Raw genomic sequence first — 18,971 nt, 5'->3', positions numbered from 1 at the left:
TCAAAAGATCGCAGCCTTCGGCAGCTCCTACAGTACCGTGTACTCCACGGTTTGCGGATAACCAGCCGAAGGAACTGTCCTTAACAAAAGGTGACAGGGCGGGTGAGCCGCCCTGCCAGACTATCACCCGCGGTGACGACCGCGGAAGTAGTTGATCAAGCCCTGGGTCGAGGCATCTTCGGCCGGGTTTTCTTCGCTGCCCACCAGGCGGTTGTAGACACCCTTGCCCAGTTCCTTGCCCAGCTCCACGCCCCATTGGTCGAAGGCGTTGATGCCCCAGACCACGCTCTGCACGAATACCTTGTGTTCATACAGCGCCACCAATGCGCCAAGGCGCCGTGGGCTGATGCGTTCGACCACCAGGGTGTTGCTTGGACGGTTGCCCGGGATCACTTTGTGGGAGGCCAGTGTCTGCACCTCTTCTTCGCTGGCGCCTTTGTCTCGCAGCTCGGCTTCGGCTTCGGCGCGGGTCTTGCCCAGCATCAGCGCCTGGCTCTGGGACAGGCAGTTGGCGTACAGCCACTGGTGATGGTCGGCAACCGGGTTGAAGCTGACGATCGGCACGATGAAGTCGGCCGGGATCAACTGGGTGCCCTGGTGCAGCAACTGGTGGTAGGCATGCTGACCGTTGCAGCCAACGCCGCCCCAGATCACCGGGCCCGTGTCGGTCGACACCGGCGTACCGTCCTGGCGCACGCTCTTGCCGTTGGACTCCATGTCCAATTGCTGCAAATGCTTGGTGATGTTGCGCAGGTAGTGGTCGTACGGCAGGATCGCATGGCTCTGAGCGCCCCAGAAGTTGCCGTACCAGACGCCCAGCAGCGCCAGCAGCACCGGCATGTTCTGTTCAAACGGTGCGCTCTGGAAATGCTGGTCCATGGAATAGGCGCCGGAGAGCAATTCCTTGAAGTTCGACATGCCGATGGCCAGGGCGATCGGCAGGCCGATGGCCGACCACAGGGAGTAACGACCCCCGACCCAGTCCCACATCGGGAAGATGTTTTCTTCACGGATGCCGAAGGCCACGGCGGCGGCGTTGTTGCTGGACACGGCGATAAAGTGGCGATACAGCTCCGCTTCGGAGCCACCCTGGGCCAGGTACCAGGCGCGGGCGGCCTGAGCATTCTTCAGGGTTTCGAGGGTGTTGAAGGATTTCGACGAGACGATGAACAGCGTGGTCTCGGCGCGCAGCTTCATGGTCAGCTCGTGGAACTCGCTGCCGTCGATGTTCGCCAGGTAGTGGCAGCGAACGCCTTTGTGCGTGTAGGACAATAGCGCTTCGGACACCAGCTGCGGGCCAAGGAAGGAACCACCGATGCCGATGTTCACCACGTCAGTGATGGGCTTTTCGGTGTAGCCGCGCCACAGGCCGTCGTGAATGCGGCCCACCAGGTCAGTGATCTGGTTCAGTACTTTATGTACGTCCGGCATCACGTTGACGCCGTTGACCAGCAACTTTTCGCCCACCGGCCGACGCAAGGCCGTGTGCAGGGCAGGGCGCTTTTCCGAGGCGTTGACGATTTCGCCGTCGAACAGGGCCTTGATCGCGCCCTTGAGGTCGACTTCGTTGGCCAGGCCCACCAGCAGGTCGCGGGTCTGGGCGTTGATCAGGTTTTTCGAGTAGTCGAGAAACAGGCCACAACTCGACAGAGTGAATTGAGTGAAACGCTGCGGATCGGCATTGAACGCTTCGCGCATGCTGAAATCCTGCATGGCTTTGCGGTGGTCATTCAGCGCTTGCCAGGCTGGCAGAGCGGTCACGTCATGAGGGGTTCGGTAGTACGCCATCGCTGCGGGTTTCCTTTTACTTGAACGACCTTTTGTACACTAAAAATTCCGGCTCGGCTCGGGGTGGGCGTCCGGACACTGCATCGACACGATCGCCGGACACAGGGCGACTACAGTAAACCTCGCGTTGCGATCTGTCTTGACTTTGTCTGACCGGTCTCCGGTACTTTTTTATACAACTGGGCGGGAAAGGTCCGACAGACGGAAACGCAGATTACTCACTGTGGGAGCGAGCTTGCTCGCGATGGCGGTGTGTCTCACCCTGATGCTGGATGTGCCGACGCTATCGCGAGCAAGCTCGCTCCCACAGGGGCAGTGGTGAAGCAGGTGTATCGATCAGGCCAGTTGCACCGGAATCGCATTGCTGGTGTGGCTCAGTTCATTGCCCGGCGCCATGTACAGCATGCGAGGCTTGAAGTTGACCAGTTCGGCTTCGCTGTAGTGGGCGTAGGCGCAGATGATGACGCGGTCACCGACCTTGGCCTTGTGCGCCGCGGCGCCGTTCACCGAAATCATCCGCGAACCTTCCTCGCCCCGGATGGCGTAGGTGGTGAAGCGCTCGCCGTTGTCGACGTTGTAGATCTGGATCTGTTCGTATTCACGGATCCCGGACAAGTCCAGCCACTCACCATCAATGGCGCAGGAGCCTTCGTAGTCGAGCACGGCGTGAGTGACTTCGGCGCGGTGCAGCTTGGCCTTGAGCATGATGGCGTGCATGTATGTTTCCTCTGGTCGGGTCCAAGACGGCGGGCAGTCTGCCTGAAGGCTGACGAGGCGGCAATAACACCGCAAGCCCCTTGTGGGAGTGAGCTTGTTCGCGATTGCAGCGTGTCAGTCACCGGGGGGCAACTGATCCACCGCAATCGCGAGCAAGCTCGCTCCCACAGGGTTTTGTAGTGTTCAGGCGGGGGTGTCGAGGTCCAGGTGCAGGTTGTCGATCAGGCGCGTGGTCCCGAGGAAGGCGGCCACCAGGATCACCAGGTCGCGGTCCTCGCTCAACGCCGGACGCAAGGTCTTGGCGTGACGGATTTCCAGGTAATCGGGACGCAGGCCGGCGGCTTCGAGTTGCTTGAGCTGTTCCCCGATCAGCGCCGGGAAATCCCGCTGGCCCTGCTTGATTGCCTCGGCGATCTGGCTCAGGACGCGATAGACCACGGGCGCGACGGCGCGTTGATCCGGGCTGAGGAAGCCATTGCGCGATGACAGCGCCAGGCCGTCTTCGGCGCGAACGGTCGGCTCGCCGATGATCTGGATCGGCATGTTCAGGTCATGGACCAGGGCGCGGATCACCGCCAGTTGCTGGAAGTCTTTCTGGCCAAACACCGCCAGGTCAGGCTGGACCATGTTGAACAGCTTGCTGACCACTGTCGCCACGCCCTCGAAGTGCCCGGGACGGCTGGCGCCGCACAAGCCTTCGGACAGTTGCGGGACGCTGACCCGGGTCTGTCCGGCCATGCCGTCGGGGTACATCTCGTCGACGCTGGGGGCGAACAACAGATGGCAGCCGGCCTGGAGCAGTTTCTCCTGGTCGGCCGCCAGGGTGCGGGGGTATTTGTCCAGGTCTTCGCCAGCGCCGAACTGCAGCGGATTGACGAAAATGCTCGCCACCACGAAGTCGGCCCGTTGCGCGGCCTTGGTGACCAACGCCACATGGCCGCTGTGCAGGTTGCCCATGGTCGGCACGAAGGCAATGCGCTTGCCTTCGCCGCGGGCACGGGCCACGGCGGCCCGCAGTTCGCGTACGGTTTTGACGGTGTTCATGCAGAAAACCCGTGTTCGGCGCCCGGGAAGGTCGCGGCCTTGACGTCAGCGACGTAGGCACTCAAGGCGCCCTGGATAGAAGTTTGCCCAGCCATGAAGTTCTTCACGAACTTGGGCGCGCGACCGGTGATCGACAGCCCGAGCATGTCGTGCAGCACCAATACCTGGCCGTCAGTGGCGTTGCCGGCACCGATTCCAATCACCGGGATCTTCACCGCCTGGGTGATCTCTCCAGCCAGTTCGCTGGGCACGCATTCGAGCAGCAACATGGCCGCGCCCGCCTGCTCCAGCGCAATCGCATCGGCGCGCATCTGCCGCGCCTGGTTCTCATTGCGGCCCTGGACCTTGTAGCCACCGAGGATATTCACCGCCTGAGGGGTCAGGCCCAGGTGCGCGCACACCGGGATGCCCCGCTCGGCCAGCAACCGAATCGAATCGGCCAGCCACAGCGCGCCTTCGACCTTGACCATGTGGGCACCGGCCTGCATCAGCATGGCGCTGTTGGTCATGGTTTGTTCGAGGGTGGCGTAGGCCATGAACGGCAGGTCGGCGAGGATCAGCGCATCGGTGTTACCGCGTTTGACGGCGGCCACATGGTAGGCCATCTCGGCGGTGGTCACCGGCAGCGTGCTGTCGTGGCCTTGCAGCACCATGCCGAGGGAATCGCCCACCAGCAGCACTTCGACACCGGCCTCATTACAGGCGTGGGCGAAGGTTGCGTCATAGCAGGTCAGCATGGTGATTTTTTCACCTTTTTGCTTGAGACCTTGCAGCGTGGTCAGGGTAATAGCTGGCATGAAAAAGTCCTCATTAGGCGCTCGAATACAGGCGCACCTTCTATGCGTGGTGCTTGTAAGGCCTGGATTACGCCCATTAGCGCCGCGTTGGCGGCGACGGGACGCCTATAGTCGTGAGGAGTACGGGGGAAGTCAATTGGATGTGTTACCGCCGGGTGTTACCGGGGTTACTGATGCGTTTCAGCTTGGAGGTGCGTCCCAGAATGACTATCTGGTGCTGGAACCTGTGGGAGCGAGCCTGCTCGCGATGGCGGTGGGCCAATCACTATAGACGTCGACCGATATACCGCTATCGCGAGCAGGCTCGCTCCCACAAGGAAACTATTTCAAGCGGGCGGCAAGCGTTCCAGGCCGACGAATGGGCACGCCGCAAGGAGATTCTTGAGCAATCGACCATCGGCCAGGCGCAGGTCGGCGGGGGCCAGTTCGGCCAGTGGGTAAAGCACAAAAGCCCGGGCCTGCATGTGGTAGTGAGGAACCTTGAGGCGGGGCTCGTCGATCAGGCGATCGCCGAACAGCAGGATATCCAGGTCCAGGGTGCGCGGGCCCCAGCGTTCGAGGCGTTCGCGACCCTGTCCGGTTTCGATGGCTTGCAGTGCATCGAGCAGGTCCAGCGGTGCCAGGAGGCTGTCCAGCGCCGCCACCGCGTTGGTGTAGCGTGGCTGGCCGGGTAGCAGGGAATCGCTTTGATAAAACGCCGAGACCCCCACCAGTTGGGTATCGGGCAATTGCGCCAGCGCCTGGACGGCACTGCGCAGTTGTTCGGCGGGTTCGGCGAGGTTGCTGCCCATGCCGATGTAGATGCGTTCCATCGATTATTCGCCCGAAGCGCTCGGTTCACTGGCACGTTTACGTTTGGCCCCGCTGCTACGACGACGCTTGCGTGGGCCGCTGGCGCCGTCTTCCTTGCCGCTGAGCTCACGAATCATGTCGCGGCGCTCGCTGTCGTTGGCGTCCTGGTAATCGGTCCACCATTCGCCCAGGCCATCGGTCTGCTCGCCCGCGCTTTCACGCAACAGCAGGAAGTCGTAGCCGGCGCGGAAACGCGGGTTGTCCAGCAGCAGGTCGGCACGTTTGCCGCTGCGCCGAGGCAGGCGCTCCTGCATGTCCCAGATCTCGCGGATCGGCATCGTGAAGCGTTTGGGGATGGCGATGCGCTGGCACTGTTCGGCGATCAGCTCGTGGGCGGCTTCCTGCATCGCCGGGATCGGCGGCATGCCACGGTCTTGCAGGCGCAACACGCGGGCCGGCAGGGCAGGCCAGAGCAGGGCGGCGAACAGGAACGCCGGCGTCACCGGCTTGTTCTGCTTGATGCGCAGGTCAGTGTTGATCAGTGCTTCGCTGATCAAGGTGTGGGTGTAGGTCGGGTTGTGCTCCAGGGCCTCGGCGCTGGCGGGAAACAGCGGATCGAACAGTTGCAGGTCCACCAGCATCTCGAAGGTGTCTGCCGCGTTGCCCGACAGGAACAGCTTGAGCACTTCTTCGAACAGCCGGGCCGAAGGGATTTCCCGCAGCATCGGCGCCAGTTCACGAATCGGCATGGCGCTGTGTTTTTCGATGCCGAAATCCAGCTTGGCGGCGAAACGCACGGCCCGCAGCATTCGCACCGGGTCTTCCTGGTAGCGCTGCTTGGGGTCGCCGATCAGGCGGATCAGGCGATTGCGAATGTCGTGTACGCCGTTGGCGTAATCGAGGATGCGTTCGCTGACCGGATCGTAATACAGGGCGTTGATGGTGAAGTCGCGGCGTTGCGCGTCTTCTTCCAGCGTGCCGTAGACGTTATCGCGCAGGATGCGCCCGCTCTCGTTGCGGGAAGACTGGTTGCTGTCTTCCTCTTCCTCGTTTTGCGGGTGATTGGCGCGGAAGGTCGCCACTTCGATGATTTCGCGGCCGAAGTGGATATGGACCAGCTTGAAGCGCCGGCCAATGATCCGTGCGTTGCGGAACTCGGCCCGTATCTGCTCCGGCGTGGCGCTGGTGGCGACGTCGAAATCCTTGGGGGTGATGTTGAGCAGCATGTCGCGCACGCAGCCACCGACCAGGTAAGCCTGGTAGCCGGCGTTCTGCAAACGTTCGACGATGTTCACCGCATAACGGCTGAACTGGGCCTTCTGCAGGGAATGCTGGCCGCTGTTGAGCACTTCAGGCGTGCTGCGAATGTGTTGCGTACGACGCAAGGGAGAACGGAATGACTGGAACAGCTTCTTCAGCATGGGATGCACTGTTTGAAGGAATGTTCGGCCAAAAACGAAGAATGACCGCATGATGGGCGGGGATTCTAGCATTTAGTCGAGTGATGGTGTAGGACGGAGCAGTTTAGAGCTGCAAGCTTTGGCGACAAGCCTTGTAGGCTGCGGGGAGATGGAACGACAGAAACCACAAGGGGAGCCGAAGCTCCCCCAGAATTAGTTGCGTGCTCTGTTTTTATTATTGGTTTCGGGCTTCTTGTTTTTGTTGAGTGCCCGCGCCACGAGGTTTTCCCTTCGTGACCCTCCCAATCGGGAGCCAAGAGCAAACGGATTGCTTTGGTCGCTGTGTTGCAATGATCAATCGATCCAACCAGTTCAGGCATCTGTCTTGAGACAGTTTTATTGTTCTCGGTCTGGTTGTGGGGCAAGCCCCAAATACAACGCCTCTCCAAAAGAATCAGTTAGCTGCGCCTCTCGCCATCTTGTTTTTGTTGTGCGTGAGTCGATTCGTCTTGTTTTTATTGTCTTTTGCATTGCTTGTTATTGTTCTTGTACCAAAGCTATAGCAGGGTGCGTGCCAACTTTTGCGGGGCCCAGCGAAACCGGGGGTTCTATGGTTATGCCCATTTTTTCGGGGCAAAAAAAAGCCGGGGTTTCGTTACCGTAAACCCCGGCTTCTGTTACGTGAGAAAGACTGGGGTAACAGTTTTTTCACATTTCAGTGGTGTTACCCCCACACCTCAGCTTTCGCTGGTCGCTCCGGTCTTGCGCCGTGGAATCCCCAGGCGCTGGCGACGTTCCCACAGGCACTTGCGGCTGACGCCCAGCTTGCGCGCCAGTTCGGTCTCGGTCATGTGGTCCTGGTGTTCAAGGACGAAATGCTGGAAATAGTCTTCCAGGGACAGGTCTTCGGTGGGTTCGTGGCTGGTGTTGTTGGCAGCGCCACCCTGTTGTGGGGCCAGGCCGATGAATTCTTCGTCGTCCAGGTCACTCAGTTCGATGTCGATGCCCAGCAGGTCGGCAGAGATTTCCGGGCTCTCGCACAGGATCACCGCCCGCTCCACCGCGTTTTCCAGCTCTCGAACGTTACCCGGCCAGGCGTAGTGACGAATGGCCTGTTCGGCGTCCGGGGCGAACTTGAGGTCGGTGCGGTTGACTCGCGCGCTCTGGCGAGCCAAAAACGCCTGGGCGATTTCGTTGACGTCTGCGCCACGCTCGCGCAGGGCAGGAAGCTTCAGGGCGATCACGTGCAAGCGGTAATACAAGTCTTCGCGGAACTGGCCGATTTTCGCCAGGCTCTTGAGGTCACGGTGGGTGGCCGCGATCAGGCGGACATCGACCTTCTGCGACTGCACCGAGCCGACCCGGCGGATTTCGCCTTCCTGGAGTACCCGCAGCAACCGCGCCTGGGCTTCGAGTGGGAGCTCGCCGATTTCATCGAGGAACAGCGTGCCGCCGTCCGCCGCTTCCACCAGCCCGGCACGCCCGGCGCTGGCGCCGGTGAATGCGCCTTTCTCGTGACCGAACAGTTCGGACTCGATCAGGCTCTCCGGAATCGCCGCGCAGTTCACCGAGATCATCGGTGCCTTGGCCCGGCGCGACAGGTTGTGCAGGGCACGGGCCACCAGCTCCTTGCCGGTGCCGGACTCGCCCTGGATCAGGACATTGGAGTCGGTCGGCGCGACTTTGCGGATCTTGCTGTACAGGTCCTGCATGGGCGGGCAGGAGCCAATGATGCCGATTTCGCCATTATTGTTGCTGGCGCCGGCTTTCGCCGAGGCGCTGGCCTTGCCGACGGGTTCCGCAGGGTTGCTGGTCGCCGCCTGTCGGTCGCGCAGGATGCGGGCCACGGCCTGGAGCATCTCGTCGTGGTCGAACGGTTTGGCGATGTAGTCCACCGCGCCCATTTTCATGGAATCGACTGCCGAGCGCAGGCTGGCGTAGCTGGTCATGATCAGCACCGGCGTGCCCTGGCCGAGCTTGATCAGCTCGGTGCCCGGGGCGCCAGGCAGGCGCAGGTCGCTGACGATCAGGTCGAACGTGGGGATGCTGAAACGTTCTTGTGCTTCCTGCACTGAGCCGGCTTCGCTGACCTGGTACTGGTTGCGTTCCAGCAGGCGGCGCAAGGCGGAGCGGATAATTGTTTCGTCTTCGACGATCAAAATGTGCGGCATTGATTCGATTCTCTCGACGGTCTCAGTTCACAGCGGACGTCGCTTCGACATGACGCGGCAAGGTCACCCGGATACGGGTGCCGCGTTGGCTCTGAACATCGGCCGGGCTGTCGATGGTGATTTGTCCATAATGCTCTTCAACGATGGAATAGACCAGTGCGAGGCCCAGACCGGTGCCTTCGCCAGGATCCTTGGTGGTGAAGAAGGGTTCGAACAATCGGTCCATGATGTTCTGTGGAATACCGCTGCCTTCGTCTTCGACGATCAGGTCGATCGTGTGCTCGAAAGCTTCGCTCTTGACCCGCACCGCGCTGCCGGCCGGTGAGGCGTCCCGCGCGTTGGACAACAGGTTGATCAACACCTGGGCGAGCCGCTGGGGGTCGCCATCGACCCAGTGGTCCGGATCGCACAGGTTGAAGAATTGCACTTCGAAATTGCGCCGGTTGAGGGCCAGCAGACCAATTGCATCCTGGGCCACTTCGGCCAGACAGACCGGCTCGTCATTGTGCTGGTGACCGCCGGCGTGGGCGAAACTCATCAGCGACTGGACGATGCGCGACACGCGCTTGGTCTGTTCGAGGATCTGGCCGCTGATTTCCGTCAGCTCGCCGTCGTCCTCGCGTTCTTCGCGCAGGTTCTGCGCCAGGCAGGCGATGCCGGTGATCGGATTGCCGATTTCATGGGCCACCCCGGCGGCCAACCGGCCAATGCTGGCCAGTCGTTCGGAGTGGACCAGCTTGTCTTCGAGCATCTGGGTGTCGGTCAGGTCTTCGACCAGCAGCACCAGGCCACTGTTACCCGGGGCCAACGGCTCGTCGATCGCCGCCTTGTGCAGGTTCAGCCAACGGGTCTGGCCGTCGAGGGCCAGGTGCTGTTTGTGCAAGTGCTCGTCCGGCAGGTCGATGAAGCCTTGCAGCAAGCCTTTCCACGGCTCGCCGAGGGTGCTCAGGCGGGAACCGACCACGCGCTGGGCGGCGATCCCGGTCAGCTCTTCCATGGCCTTGTTCCACATCAGGATTTCCTGGTCCTTGGCCAGCGAGCACACGCCCATCGGCAGTTCCTGCAGGGTCTGGCGGTGGTAACGGCGCAAGGCGTCCAGTTCGGCGGCCAGGCCCGTGAGGCGCGAGTGATAATCCTCGAGGCGGCTTTCGATGAAGTGGATGTCTTCGGTGACATAGTTCTCGCCGCCGGCCTTGTAGGGCAGGAACGTTTCGACCATGTCCTGGGCCACGCTGGGGCCCATCAGGCCGGACAGGTTGGCCTCGATCCGGTCCCGCAGGCGACGCAAGGCGTACGGGCGGCGTTCATCGAAGGGCAGGTAGAGGTCGCGCAGGGCCTGTTCGACTTCCTTTTGTGCGGCTTTGGCGCCCAAGGGCTTGGCCAGTTGCGTGGCGAATTCCTGGGGCGAGGCGGCATGCAGCTCACGGCGCTGCGGGCGGCGCACGTTGTCCACCGCGCAGGCTTCGGCGGCGCTGGCTTCTTCGCTGCTGGCGTTGGTGAACAGCGAAATCAGGGTGAACATCAGTACGTTCGCCGCCAGGGACGCGATGGCCGCCATGTGCCAACTGGTGTCGTCGAGCACATAGATCATATTCAGCAGCGGGATATAGAAGCCCTGCAGGTTACCCATCAGCGGCAGCAGCATCGCGAACAGCCACACCAGGATCCCTGCCAGCAGGCCGGCGATGAAACCGCGGCGGTTGGCGGTCGGCCAATACAGCACCGACAGCACGCCGGGCAGGAACTGCAAGGTGGCGACGAAGGCGACGATGCCCAGGTTGGCCAAGTCCTGCCCGTCGCCCAGCATCAGGTAGAAACCGTAGCCGGCCATGATGATTGCGACGATCAGCGCCCGGCGGGTCCATTTCAGCCAGCGATAGATATTGCCTTCGGCTGGTGGCTGGTAGAGCGGCAGTACCAAGTGGTTCAGGGCCATGCCCGACAGCGCCAGCGTGGTGACAATGATCAAGCCGCTGGCCGCCGACAGGCCGCCCACGTACGCCAGCAACGCCAGGGCCTTGCTGTTGGCGGCGATGCCGATGCCGAGGGTGAAGTATTCCGGGTTGGTGCTGGCGCCCAGCTTCAAACCGGCCCAGAGGATCAGCGGCACTGCAAGGCTCATCAACAGCAGGAACAACGGCAAACCCCAACTGGCGCTCACCAGCGAGCGCGGGTTGAGGTTTTCGGTAAAGGTCATGTGGTACATGTGCGGCATCACGATCGCCGAGGCGAAGAACACCAGCAACAGCGTGCGCCACGGGCCTTCCTGCAACGGCGTGTGCAGGGCGGCGAGGGCAGTCTGGTTCTGCAGCAGCCAAAGCTCAAGCTGCTGCGGGCCATCGAACACGCCGTACAGGGCATAGAGACCGACGCCGCCGATGGCGATCAGCTTGATCACCGATTCGAAGGCGATCGCGAACACCAGGCCTTCGTGTTTCTCCCGCGTGGCGATGTGCCGGGAGCCGAAAAAAATCGTGAACAGAATGATCAGTGCACAGAAGCTCAACGCCACTCGGTGCTGCACCGGCTCGCGGGTCAGGATGCTGATGGAGTCGGCCACGGCCTGGATCTGCAGGGCCAGCAGCGGCAACACCCCGACCAGCATGAAGATCGTGGTCAGCGCACCGGCCCAGGTGCTGCGAAAGCGAAAGGCGAACAGGTCGGCCAGCGACGACAGTTGGTAGGTACGGGTGATTTTCAGGATCGGGTAGAGCAACACCGGCGCCAGCAGGAACGCTCCTGACACCCCCAGGTAACTGGACAGGAAACCATAGCCGTACTGGTAGGCCAGCCCGACCGTGCCATAGAACGCCCACGCGCTGGCATAGACACCCAGCGACAGGGTGTAGGTCAGCGGGTGGCGGATGATCGCCCGGGGAATCATGCCCCGTTCACTGATCCAGGCTACGCCGAACAGCACCGCCAGGTAGGCGGCGCTGATCAGGATCATCTGGGTCAGGCTAAAGCTCATCGGCATCTTTTTGGCTCTGCAGGATGAAGGTCACGACAATCAGAATCAGCCAGAGCAGATACGGCCGATACCAGGCACCCGTGGCATCGATCCACCAATCCATGATGGCCGGGGAGAACAGGTAAATCCCCACTACCAGGAGCAGGACCAAGCGATAGATATACATCCCGGCCTCTCTAATTTATGCGCGTGCCCGAAAACGTGCGGCGATGGTAACGGATGGGCGCCAAGCTGCAAGGGCCGTCAACGGATTTGCGCTTCGGGCAGGCTCAGTGTGCGCGGGATCTTGCCCGCGTCCCAGTGGCGAATGCCCCAGGCCAGCACTTCCCGTGGGCTGGCACCGACCAGTTCGAGACCTGGTTGCTGGCCCAGTGCGCGTAACGCCCGTAGCAGCATTGGCGTGGCATGGTCGGCCGCCAGGGGCGGGGAACGGTAGGATTTGCCGAGCTTGTGCCCGTCGGGCTGGGTGATCAACGGCACGTGCAGGTAACGCGGTTGTGGCAACCCGAGCAGTTCCTGCAGGTAGAGTTGGCGCGGCGTGGAGTCCAGCAGGTCGGCGCCGCGCACGATATCGGTCACCCCTTGCCAGGCGTCGTCCAGGACCACGGCCAATTGATAGGCGTAGAGCCCGTCGCGGCGGCGGATCACGAAGTCACCGACCTCGCGGCCCAGGTGCTGGCGGAACTCGCCCTGGACCCGGTCGGTGAAGTGGTGTTCAAGCTCGGGGACGCGCAGGCGGATGGCCGCGTCCTCGGTGCCGTGCCCGGCATTGCGGCACAGGCCCGGATAAATGCCCTGGTACGCCTCCAGTTGCTTGCGCGAACAGGTGCAGGCATAGGCCAGGCCCTGGTTGAACAGCCGGTTAATGATCTGGTCGTAGGCGTCATGGCGCTCGCTCTGGCGAACCATCTCGCCGTCCCATTCGAACCCGTAGCTTTCCAGTGCCTTGAGAATCGCCGCTTGCGCGCCCGGTTCTTCCCGGGGCGGGTCGAGGTCTTCCATGCGCAGCAACCAGCGCCCGTCCACGGCCCGGGCATCGAGGTACGATGCGAGTGCGGCGACCAGCGAACCGAAATGCAGGTGGCCGCTGGGGGTGGGGGCGAAGCGTCCGATGTAGGCAGTCATAGGGCGAATGTTACTGGGTCCGGGCGGTAGGGATACAATCTCGACAACAAAGCATATCCCCTGTGGGAGCGAGCTTGCTCGCGATAGCAGTGGGGCAGCCGACATTGATGTGTCTGACAGGTCGCTATCGCGAGCAAGCTCGCTCCCACAGGGGGCACCAAAGCTTGGGGAGAATATCGGAAACAAAAAACGGAGCGTATGAACGCTCCGTTTCGGTGACAGCCCCGGCGATTACTTGCCGACCTGTTTTTCCTTGATTTCCGCCAGGGTCTTGCAGTCGACACACATGTCGGCGGTCGGACGGGCTTCCAGGCGCTTGACGCCGATCTCGACGCCGCAGGACTCGCACCAACCGTATTCTTCGTCTTCGATCAGTTGCAGGGTCTTGTCGATTTTCTTGATGAGCTTGCGCTCACGGTCACGGGCGCGCAGCTCGAGGCTGAACTCTTCTTCCTGACTGGCACGGTCGGCCGGGTCGGGGAAGTTGGCCGCTTCGTCTTTCATGTGATCCACGGTGCGGTCGACTTCCTGCATCAAGTCCTGTTTCCACTTGTTCAGGATCTTGGTGAAGTGCGCGCGCATGGGGGCGCCCATGTACTCTTCGCCAGCTTGCGGGACGTAAGGCTCAAACCCGCTGAGCGTGTTATTTGGATTTTGCTTTGTTTGGGTGGGCATGAATGGACCGCCTCTACTCTTGTAATCCACTACGCAGGATTGCTCCATCACCGACACCTGCCGGCCCTGCGGCTGCAAGCGGGCGAACTTACCAGATCAAATCGGGCCGCGCTACTCCCGGTTGTCGAGCCTGCGGCAGCCGGGGCCTGTAAAACGTGGCCGGGTTCGTTTCGGTGGGGATGTAAACCTGCTCAATGCTTGATTCTAGTCAAGCCTGGGCCAATCGCGGGAGTCATTTCCTGCAATCCGAGGGCTCAGACCGCTTTGGGTTCGTGCTCGTTCCCGCAGGGGGGGCCGAGTTGGGTAGAATCGGTTCTTTTTCCCCTGAAAGGAAGGCCAATGGCTCAGCCCTACAGTGCGCGCAGCCGCGCCATCGAACCTTTCCATGTGATGGCGTTGCTGGCCCGCGCCAACGAACTGCAAGCCGCCGGGCATGACGTCATTCACCTGGAGATCGGCGAGCCGGACTTCACCACCGCCGAGCCGATTATCCAGGCCGGCCAGGCCGCGCTGGCGGCGGGCAAGACCCGTTACACCGCGGCCCGGGGCATCCCTGAGTTGCGCGAGGCCATCTCGGGTTTCTATGGGCAACGTTATGGGGTAGACATCGATCCGCGCCGGATCATGATCACGCCGGGCGGCTCCGGCGCGTTGCTGCTGGCCAGCGCCTTGCTGGTGGACCCGGGCAAGCATTGGCTGTTGGCCGACCCGGGTTATCCGTGCAACCGTCATTTCCTGCGCCTGGTGGAAGGCGCGGCGCAATTGGTGCCGGTGGGGCCGGATGTGCGCTACCAATTGACGCCAGACCTGGTGAACCGTCATTGGGACCAGGACAGCGTCGGTGCGTTGGTGGCCTCGCCGGCCAACCCGACCGGGACGATTCTCACCCGGGACGAGCTGGCGGGCTTGTCCAAGGCCATCAAGGGCCACAACGGCCATCTGGTGGTGGACGAGATCTATCACGGCCTGACCTACGGCACCGACGCCGCCAGCGTGCTGGAAGTCGACGACGACGCCTTTGTCCTTAACAGTTTTTCCAAGTATTTCGGCATGACCGGTTGGCGGCTGGGCTGGCTGGTGGCCCCTTCGGCGGCCATCGGCGAGCTGGAAAAGCTCGCGCAGAACCTCTACATCAGTGCGCCGAGCATGGCCCAGTACGCCGCCCTGGCCTGTTTCGAGCCCGCCACCATCGAGATCTTCGAGCAGCGACGGGCCGAGTTCGCGTTGCGCCGTGACTTTCTGCTGCCAGCCTTGCGTGAGTTGGGCTTCGGTATCGCGGTAGAGCCAGAAGGGGCGTTTTACCTCTATGCCGATATCAGTGCGTTCGGTGGCGATGCCTTTGCGTTCTGCCAGCACTTCCTGGAAAGCGAACACGTGGCCTTCACGCCGGGTCTGGATTTCGGCCGTCACCAGGCCGGCCACCATGTGCGTTTCGCCTATACCCAGAGCCTGCCGCGGCTACAGGAAGCGGTGGAGCGAATCGAACGTGGGCTACGGAGCTGGCAAGGCTGATGCGTTTTTTCCCTGCGTTGGAAGAAGGTCGCTTGATTCGACGTTACAAGCGTTTTCTCGCTGATATCGAGACCGTTCACGGCGAACTCCTCACGATTCATTGCCCCAACACCGGCTCGATGCTCAATTGCATGGCCGAAGGCGCGCGCGTCTGGTTCAGTCGCTCCAACGACCCCAAGCGCAAGTTGCCCGGCACCTGGGAAATCGGTGAAACCCCTCAGGGACGGCTCGCCTGCATCAATACCGCGCGGGCCAACGCTTTGGTCGAGGAAGCCTTGCGCGCCGGGGTCATCAGCGAACTGAACGGGTTTACCGGGCTCAAGCGTGAAGTCGCCTATGGCGTGGAAAACAGCCGTATCGATTTTCGCCTGGACTATGAACAAGGCTCGGCCTGGGTCGAAGTCAAAAGTGTCACGCTGGGTTTCGATGGCACCCACGTGGCGGCGTTTCCCGATGCGGTGACGCTGCGCGGGGCCAAACATTTGAGGGAGCTTGCCTGCCTGGCCCGGGAAGGCGTGCGGGCGGTGCAGCTGTATTGCGTGAACCTGAGTGGCATCGAGGCGGTGCGCCCGGCATACGAAATCGACCCGGTGTACGCCGCAGCCCTGCGTGAGGCGGTGGCGGCGGGGGTGGAGGTACTGGCCTACGGGGTGACGTTGACGCCCGAGCAGATGTGGGTGGACCGTGCGTTGCCGGTGTTGCTTGAACCGCTACACGATCCAGATGCCTTGCTCGTCCTCCCGGCTGTCTAGCGCAGCCAGGAACTGACCGGCGCAGGGGCCGGCCACGCATTCGCCGCTTTCAATCAGGAACAGCGCGCCGTGAGTGGCGCACTGGATCAGGCTGGCGCTGGGGTCGAGGAACTGGTCGGGTTGCCATTCCAGCGGTACGCCACGGTGCGGGCAGCGATTGAGATAGACATACACCTGGCCGGCGCGTCGCACGGCCAGGACCTTGCGCCCATCGAGGTCGAAACCGCGACTGCCGTTGTCCGGCACTTCGGCGGCGGTACAAAGAAACTTCATGTGTGTCTCAATATTTGTGTTGAAAGGTCCCCTGTGGGAGCGAGCCTGCTCGCGATAGCGGTGGATCAGCCAGCCTTAATGTGACTGACACACCGCTATCGCGAGCAGGCTCGCTCCCACAGAGGTTCATGCCACAGATGACTATGCTTGACGGTCAAATGAAAACAATTATCAAATGGCGCCTCCTTCGCAGGTGGCTGAGGATACTTGGCCCTACCCGATCCTGCGAAAAACTTCTTTGAGGAAGCTGCCCGATGCGCCTGAACATCCGCGTTGTTGCGCTCTGTGTCGCCCTGTTGGTCAACCAGGGGGCCAGCGCGGCCGACTTGCCGCAGCGTTGGGTCAGCGCCGGCGGGGCCCTGTCGGAGTGGGTCAGTGCGCTGGGCGGCGAGCCGAAGCTGGTGGGCGTGGACACCACCAGCCAGCATCCTGAAGCCTTGCGGGCCTTGCCTAGCATTGGCTATCAGCGACAATTGTCCGCGGAAGGCGTATTGAGCCTGCGTCCGCAGATTCTGGTCGGCACTGAAGAAATGGGGCCACCACCGGTGCTGGCGCAGATTCGCAGCGCCGGCGTGCAGGTCGAACTTTTCTCGGCCACGCCAGACCTGCCGACCCTGCAAGGCAATTTGCAGCACCTGGGGCAATTGCTGGGGACCGAGGCCGAGGCGGCACGGTTGTTCGACCGCTATCAGAAACAGCTCACCCAGCAACATGCCCGGGTGGCCGAGGCCCAGCGCAAACAAAAGGCGCCCGGCGTATTGCTGCTGGTGGGCAGCTCCGGCGGCAAGCCACTCGTCGCTGGCCAGGGCACGGCCGCCGACTGGCTGTTGCAGCAGGCCGGTGGTCACAACCTGGCGACCCACAGCGGCTACAAGTCTTTTTCCGTGGAAACCCTCGCCAGCTTGAATCCAGAAGTGCTGGTCTTCGCCGACCGTGCCCTGAGCGGTGAAGAGGCGCGTGCGGCATTGTTCAGGGAAAACCCGATTCTGTCCTCCACCCGGGCCGCCAGGGACGGGCGCGTCATGGAACTCGACCCGACGCTGCTGGTGGGCGGGTTGGGGCCGCGTTTGCCACAAAGCATGGTGAAGCTGATGGCGGGCTTCTATCCAGATGAGTCGGCCACGGCGCCATGACCTCATTGGTCAAGCCACGCACCTTGTTCATTGGCCTGGGCCTGCTGTGTCTGTTGGCGACCTGGTTGTCCCTGGCACTGGGGCCGGTGAGCTTGCCGCTGCTGGACACCTTGCGCGCGGCTTTGCGCCTGCTGGGCTTGCCAGTGGCCGCCGATGGCCTGGAACAGGCCGAACTGATCCTCGGCCAGATCCGCTTGCCACGCACCCTGCTCGGCTTGGCGGTGGGCGGGGTGTTGGCATTGTCCGGTGTGGCGATGCAGGGACTGTTCCGTAACCCGCTGGCGGACCCGGGGCTGGTGGGCGTGTCCAGCGGCGCGGCACTCGGGGCTGCGTTCGCGATTGTCGCTGGCTCGGCACTGGGCGGGTTGCCCGATGCCTTCGGCCCTTACGTGTTGTCGTTGTGTGCGTTCCTTGGCGGGCTCGGCGTGACGGCGCTGGTCTATCGTCTCGGTCGCCGCAACGGCCGGACCCATGTCGCGACCATGCTCCTGGCCGGTATTGCCCTGACCGCCCTGTCCGGTTCCGCCGTCGGCCTGTTCACCTACTTGGCGGACGACGCGACCCTGCGCACCCTGACGTTCTGGAACCTGGGCAGTCTCAATGGCGCCAGTTACGCGAGGTTGTGGCCGCTGTTGCTGGTCAGCGCCGGTGTGGCGCTCTGGTTGCCACGCCGGGCCCGCGAACTCAATGCACTGTTGCTGGGCGAATCCGAGGCTGCTCATTTGGGCGTCAACGTCGAAGCCCTCAAGCGTGAGCTGGTGTTTTGTACGGCCCTGGGGGTTGGCGCGGCGGTGGCGGCGGCGGGCATGATCGGCTTCGTCGGGCTGGTGGTGCCGCATCTGGTACGCCTGGTGGCCGGCCCCGACCACCGGGTGTTGCTGCCGGCTTCAGTGCTGGCGGGGGCGAGCCTGTTGCTGCTCGCCGACCTGGTGGCACGCTTGGCGCTGGCCCCCGCGGAATTGCCGATCGGCATCGTCACGGCCTTCATCGGTGCGCCGTTCTTTCTCTATCTATTGGTGCGAGGCCGCGCCTGATGTTGCGAGCACAGAACCTGCACATTCAGCGTGGCCGGAAAACCGTGCTGGCGGACGTCGATCTATTGCTCAGCCCCGGCGAAGTACTGGGTGTGCTCGGGCCCAATGGTGCGGGCAAAAGTACCTTGCTGGCCGGCCTGTGTGGCGAAATGCGCCCGAGCCAGGGGCAGGTCTGGCTCGATGAGCGACCGCTGGCCCACTGGCAGGGTGCCGAGCGCGCCCGGCGCCTGGCAGTCTTGCCGCAGTCCTCGACCCTGGATTTTGCCTTCCGGGTCGAGGAAGTCGTCGGCATGGGGCGCCTGCCGCACCAGAGTGGCCGGCTGCGCGACGAGCAAATCGTCGCCGCGGCACTGCAAGCGGCAGACGCCGCGCATCTGCACGGTCGCAGTTACCTGGCGTTGTCCGGCGGTGAGCGCCAGCGGGTGCATCTGGCGCGGGTGTTGGCGCAATTGTGGCCCGGTGAAGCGGGGCAGACCCTGTTGCTGGACGAACCGACCTCGATGCTCGATCCGCTGCATCAGCACACCATTCTCCAGGCGGTGCGTGAGTTCGCCAGTCGCGGCGCCGCTGTGCTGGTGATCCTGCATGACCTGAACCTGGCGGCGCGTTACTGTGATCGCCTGTTGCTGCTCGCGTCCGGTCGACCGGTGGCCCTGGACACGCCCCGGCACGTGCTGCGCCCGGAACCACTCAAGGCGGTGTTTGGCCTGGACGTACTGGTGCAAGACCATCCGGAGCGCGGACATCCCTTGATCATTGCCCGCTGAGGGCGCCCTGGAGGATACGG

At 62.6% G+C, this 18,971-nt stretch carries 17 protein-coding genes; 5 read left to right on the top strand and 12 right to left on the bottom strand.

Annotation, left to right across the window (positions count from 1 at the left end):
* Positions 1-123: 123 nt before the first annotated feature.
* The 11 genes from pgi to dksA all read right to left on the bottom strand — a co-directional run bounded on the left by pgi (position 124) and on the right by dksA (position 13,480).
* Positions 124-1,788, bottom strand: a complete 1,665-nt coding sequence (gene pgi, locus AD659_RS22740) for a glucose-6-phosphate isomerase (protein ID WP_053125311.1) — start codon at positions 1,786-1,788, stop codon at positions 124-126.
* A 336-nt stretch (positions 1,789-2,124) separates the two neighbouring features.
* The gene (gene panD / locus AD659_RS22735; RefSeq protein WP_003205654.1) at positions 2,125-2,505 is read right to left on the bottom strand and encodes an aspartate 1-decarboxylase; all 381 of its coding nucleotides are present in this window, start codon (positions 2,503-2,505) and stop codon (positions 2,125-2,127) included.
* 183 nt (positions 2,506-2,688) lie between these two features.
* Complete coding sequence (gene panC, locus AD659_RS22730) at positions 2,689-3,549, bottom strand: pantoate--beta-alanine ligase (protein WP_053125309.1); 861 nt, start codon at positions 3,547-3,549, stop codon at positions 2,689-2,691.
* On the bottom strand, positions 3,546-4,346 hold the full coding sequence (gene panB / locus AD659_RS22725) for a 3-methyl-2-oxobutanoate hydroxymethyltransferase (RefSeq protein WP_053125307.1): 801 nt from the start codon (positions 4,344-4,346) through the stop codon (positions 3,546-3,548). Before panB ends, panC begins: the two co-directional genes overlap by 4 nt.
* A 326-nt stretch (positions 4,347-4,672) precedes the next feature.
* Positions 4,673-5,158, bottom strand: coding sequence for a 2-amino-4-hydroxy-6-hydroxymethyldihydropteridine diphosphokinase (gene folK, locus AD659_RS22720; protein WP_053125305.1), 486 nt, complete (start codon positions 5,156-5,158; stop codon positions 4,673-4,675).
* Between the two features lie 3 nt (positions 5,159-5,161).
* A complete protein-coding gene (locus AD659_RS22715; RefSeq protein ID WP_053125304.1) occupies positions 5,162-6,559 on the bottom strand; it encodes a polynucleotide adenylyltransferase PcnB in 1,398 nt (465 codons plus the stop codon).
* Positions 6,560-7,275: 716 nt separating this feature from the next.
* Positions 7,276-8,709 (bottom strand): sigma-54-dependent transcriptional regulator, encoded by a 1,434-nt coding sequence (locus AD659_RS22710; RefSeq protein WP_053125302.1) that lies wholly within the window; start codon positions 8,707-8,709, stop codon positions 7,276-7,278.
* A 22-nt stretch (positions 8,710-8,731) separates the two neighbouring features.
* A complete protein-coding gene (locus tag AD659_RS22705) occupies positions 8,732-11,686 on the bottom strand; it encodes a sensor histidine kinase (protein WP_162277311.1) in 2,955 nt (984 codons plus the stop codon).
* Positions 11,670-11,846, bottom strand: coding sequence for a hypothetical protein (locus AD659_RS29870; protein WP_003176118.1), 177 nt, complete (start codon positions 11,844-11,846; stop codon positions 11,670-11,672). The genes AD659_RS22705 and AD659_RS29870 overlap by 17 nt, the downstream gene beginning before the upstream one ends.
* A 77-nt stretch (positions 11,847-11,923) precedes the next feature.
* Positions 11,924-12,805 (bottom strand): tRNA glutamyl-Q(34) synthetase GluQRS, encoded by an 882-nt coding sequence (gene gluQRS, locus AD659_RS22695; RefSeq protein ID WP_053125298.1) that lies wholly within the window; start codon positions 12,803-12,805, stop codon positions 11,924-11,926.
* A gap of 231 nt (positions 12,806-13,036) precedes the next feature.
* The gene (gene dksA / locus AD659_RS22690) at positions 13,037-13,480 is read right to left on the bottom strand and encodes an RNA polymerase-binding protein DksA (RefSeq protein WP_053125293.1); all 444 of its coding nucleotides are present in this window, start codon (positions 13,478-13,480) and stop codon (positions 13,037-13,039) included.
* Between the two features lie 339 nt (positions 13,481-13,819).
* Here dksA and AD659_RS22685 point away from each other — a divergent pair, with 339 nt between their 5' ends.
* Together AD659_RS22685 and sfsA are read left to right on the top strand one after the other, a co-directional pair.
* Positions 13,820-14,992, top strand: a complete 1,173-nt coding sequence (locus tag AD659_RS22685; protein WP_053125291.1) for a pyridoxal phosphate-dependent aminotransferase — start codon at positions 13,820-13,822, stop codon at positions 14,990-14,992.
* Positions 14,992-15,744: a DNA/RNA nuclease SfsA gene (sfsA, locus tag AD659_RS22680; protein WP_053125289.1), complete on the top strand. Its 753-nt coding sequence runs from the start codon at positions 14,992-14,994 to the stop codon at positions 15,742-15,744. Before AD659_RS22685 ends, sfsA begins: the two co-directional genes overlap by 1 nt.
* Here sfsA and AD659_RS22675 read toward each other — a convergent pair.
* Positions 15,703-16,017 carry a Rieske (2Fe-2S) protein gene (locus AD659_RS22675; RefSeq protein WP_053125287.1) on the bottom strand — a complete coding sequence of 105 codons (315 nt, stop codon included), beginning with the start codon at positions 16,015-16,017 and terminating at the stop codon, positions 15,703-15,705. The two genes, sfsA and AD659_RS22675, sit on opposite strands and share 42 nt — an antisense overlap.
* Before the next feature lie 254 nt (positions 16,018-16,271).
* Here AD659_RS22675 and AD659_RS22670 point away from each other — a divergent pair, with 254 nt between their 5' ends.
* Genes AD659_RS22670 through AD659_RS22660 form a run of 3 tightly spaced genes read left to right on the top strand, consistent with a single transcriptional unit; the run spans position 16,272 to position 18,951 of the window.
* On the top strand, positions 16,272-17,150 hold the full coding sequence (locus AD659_RS22670) for a heme/hemin ABC transporter substrate-binding protein (protein ID WP_053125285.1): 879 nt from the start codon (positions 16,272-16,274) through the stop codon (positions 17,148-17,150).
* 50 nt (positions 17,151-17,200) lie between these two features.
* Positions 17,201-18,184 (top strand): FecCD family ABC transporter permease, encoded by a 984-nt coding sequence (locus AD659_RS22665; protein ID WP_167352847.1) that lies wholly within the window; start codon positions 17,201-17,203, stop codon positions 18,182-18,184.
* Entirely contained in the window at positions 18,184-18,951 is a 768-nt protein-coding gene (locus AD659_RS22660; RefSeq protein WP_053125281.1) for a heme ABC transporter ATP-binding protein, read from the top strand. The genes AD659_RS22665 and AD659_RS22660 overlap by 1 nt, the downstream gene beginning before the upstream one ends.
* Positions 18,952-18,971 lie beyond the last annotated feature (20 nt).

It is taken from the genome of Pseudomonas thivervalensis (assembly GCF_001269655.1).
GTDB classification, from domain to species: Bacteria; Pseudomonadota; Gammaproteobacteria; order Pseudomonadales; family Pseudomonadaceae; genus Aquipseudomonas; species Aquipseudomonas thivervalensis.
Note: the sequence above shows the minus strand (reverse complement) of the source record. Positions and strands in the feature narration are given on the sequence as shown.

What these genes read in the sequence shown, in the direction of transcription:
- AD659_RS22660 (WP_053125281.1), top strand. Translation starts at nt 18,184, where the DNA reads ATGTTGCGAGCACAGAACCTGCACATTCAGCGTGGCCGGAAAACCGTG.
- sfsA (WP_053125289.1), top strand. Translation starts at nt 14,992, where the DNA reads ATGCGTTTTTTCCCTGCGTTGGAAGAAGGTCGCTTGATTCGACGTTAC.
- AD659_RS22670 (WP_053125285.1), top strand. Translation starts at nt 16,272, where the DNA reads ATGCGCCTGAACATCCGCGTTGTTGCGCTCTGTGTCGCCCTGTTGGTC.
- AD659_RS22675 (WP_053125287.1), bottom strand. Translation starts at nt 16,017, where the DNA reads ATGAAGTTTCTTTGTACCGCCGCCGAAGTGCCGGACAACGGCAGTCGC.
- panD (WP_003205654.1), bottom strand. Translation starts at nt 2,505, where the DNA reads ATGCACGCCATCATGCTCAAGGCCAAGCTGCACCGCGCCGAAGTCACT.
- AD659_RS29870 (WP_003176118.1), bottom strand. Translation starts at nt 11,846, where the DNA reads ATGTATATCTATCGCTTGGTCCTGCTCCTGGTAGTGGGGATTTACCTG.
- panB (WP_053125307.1), bottom strand. Translation starts at nt 4,346, where the DNA reads ATGCCAGCTATTACCCTGACCACGCTGCAAGGTCTCAAGCAAAAAGGT.
- AD659_RS22710 (WP_053125302.1), bottom strand. Translation starts at nt 8,709, where the DNA reads ATGCCGCACATTTTGATCGTCGAAGACGAAACAATTATCCGCTCCGCC.
- dksA (WP_053125293.1), bottom strand. Translation starts at nt 13,480, where the DNA reads ATGCCCACCCAAACAAAGCAAAATCCAAATAACACGCTCAGCGGGTTT.
- panC (WP_053125309.1), bottom strand. Translation starts at nt 3,549, where the DNA reads ATGAACACCGTCAAAACCGTACGCGAACTGCGGGCCGCCGTGGCCCGT.
- gluQRS (WP_053125298.1), bottom strand. Translation starts at nt 12,805, where the DNA reads ATGACTGCCTACATCGGACGCTTCGCCCCCACCCCCAGCGGCCACCTG.
- pgi (WP_053125311.1), bottom strand. Translation starts at nt 1,788, where the DNA reads ATGGCGTACTACCGAACCCCTCATGACGTGACCGCTCTGCCAGCCTGG.
- AD659_RS22685 (WP_053125291.1), top strand. Translation starts at nt 13,820, where the DNA reads ATGGCTCAGCCCTACAGTGCGCGCAGCCGCGCCATCGAACCTTTCCAT.
- folK (WP_053125305.1), bottom strand. Translation starts at nt 5,158, where the DNA reads ATGGAACGCATCTACATCGGCATGGGCAGCAACCTCGCCGAACCCGCC.
- AD659_RS22705 (WP_162277311.1), bottom strand. Translation starts at nt 11,686, where the DNA reads ATGCCGATGAGCTTTAGCCTGACCCAGATGATCCTGATCAGCGCCGCC.
- AD659_RS22715 (WP_053125304.1), bottom strand. Translation starts at nt 6,559, where the DNA reads ATGCTGAAGAAGCTGTTCCAGTCATTCCGTTCTCCCTTGCGTCGTACG.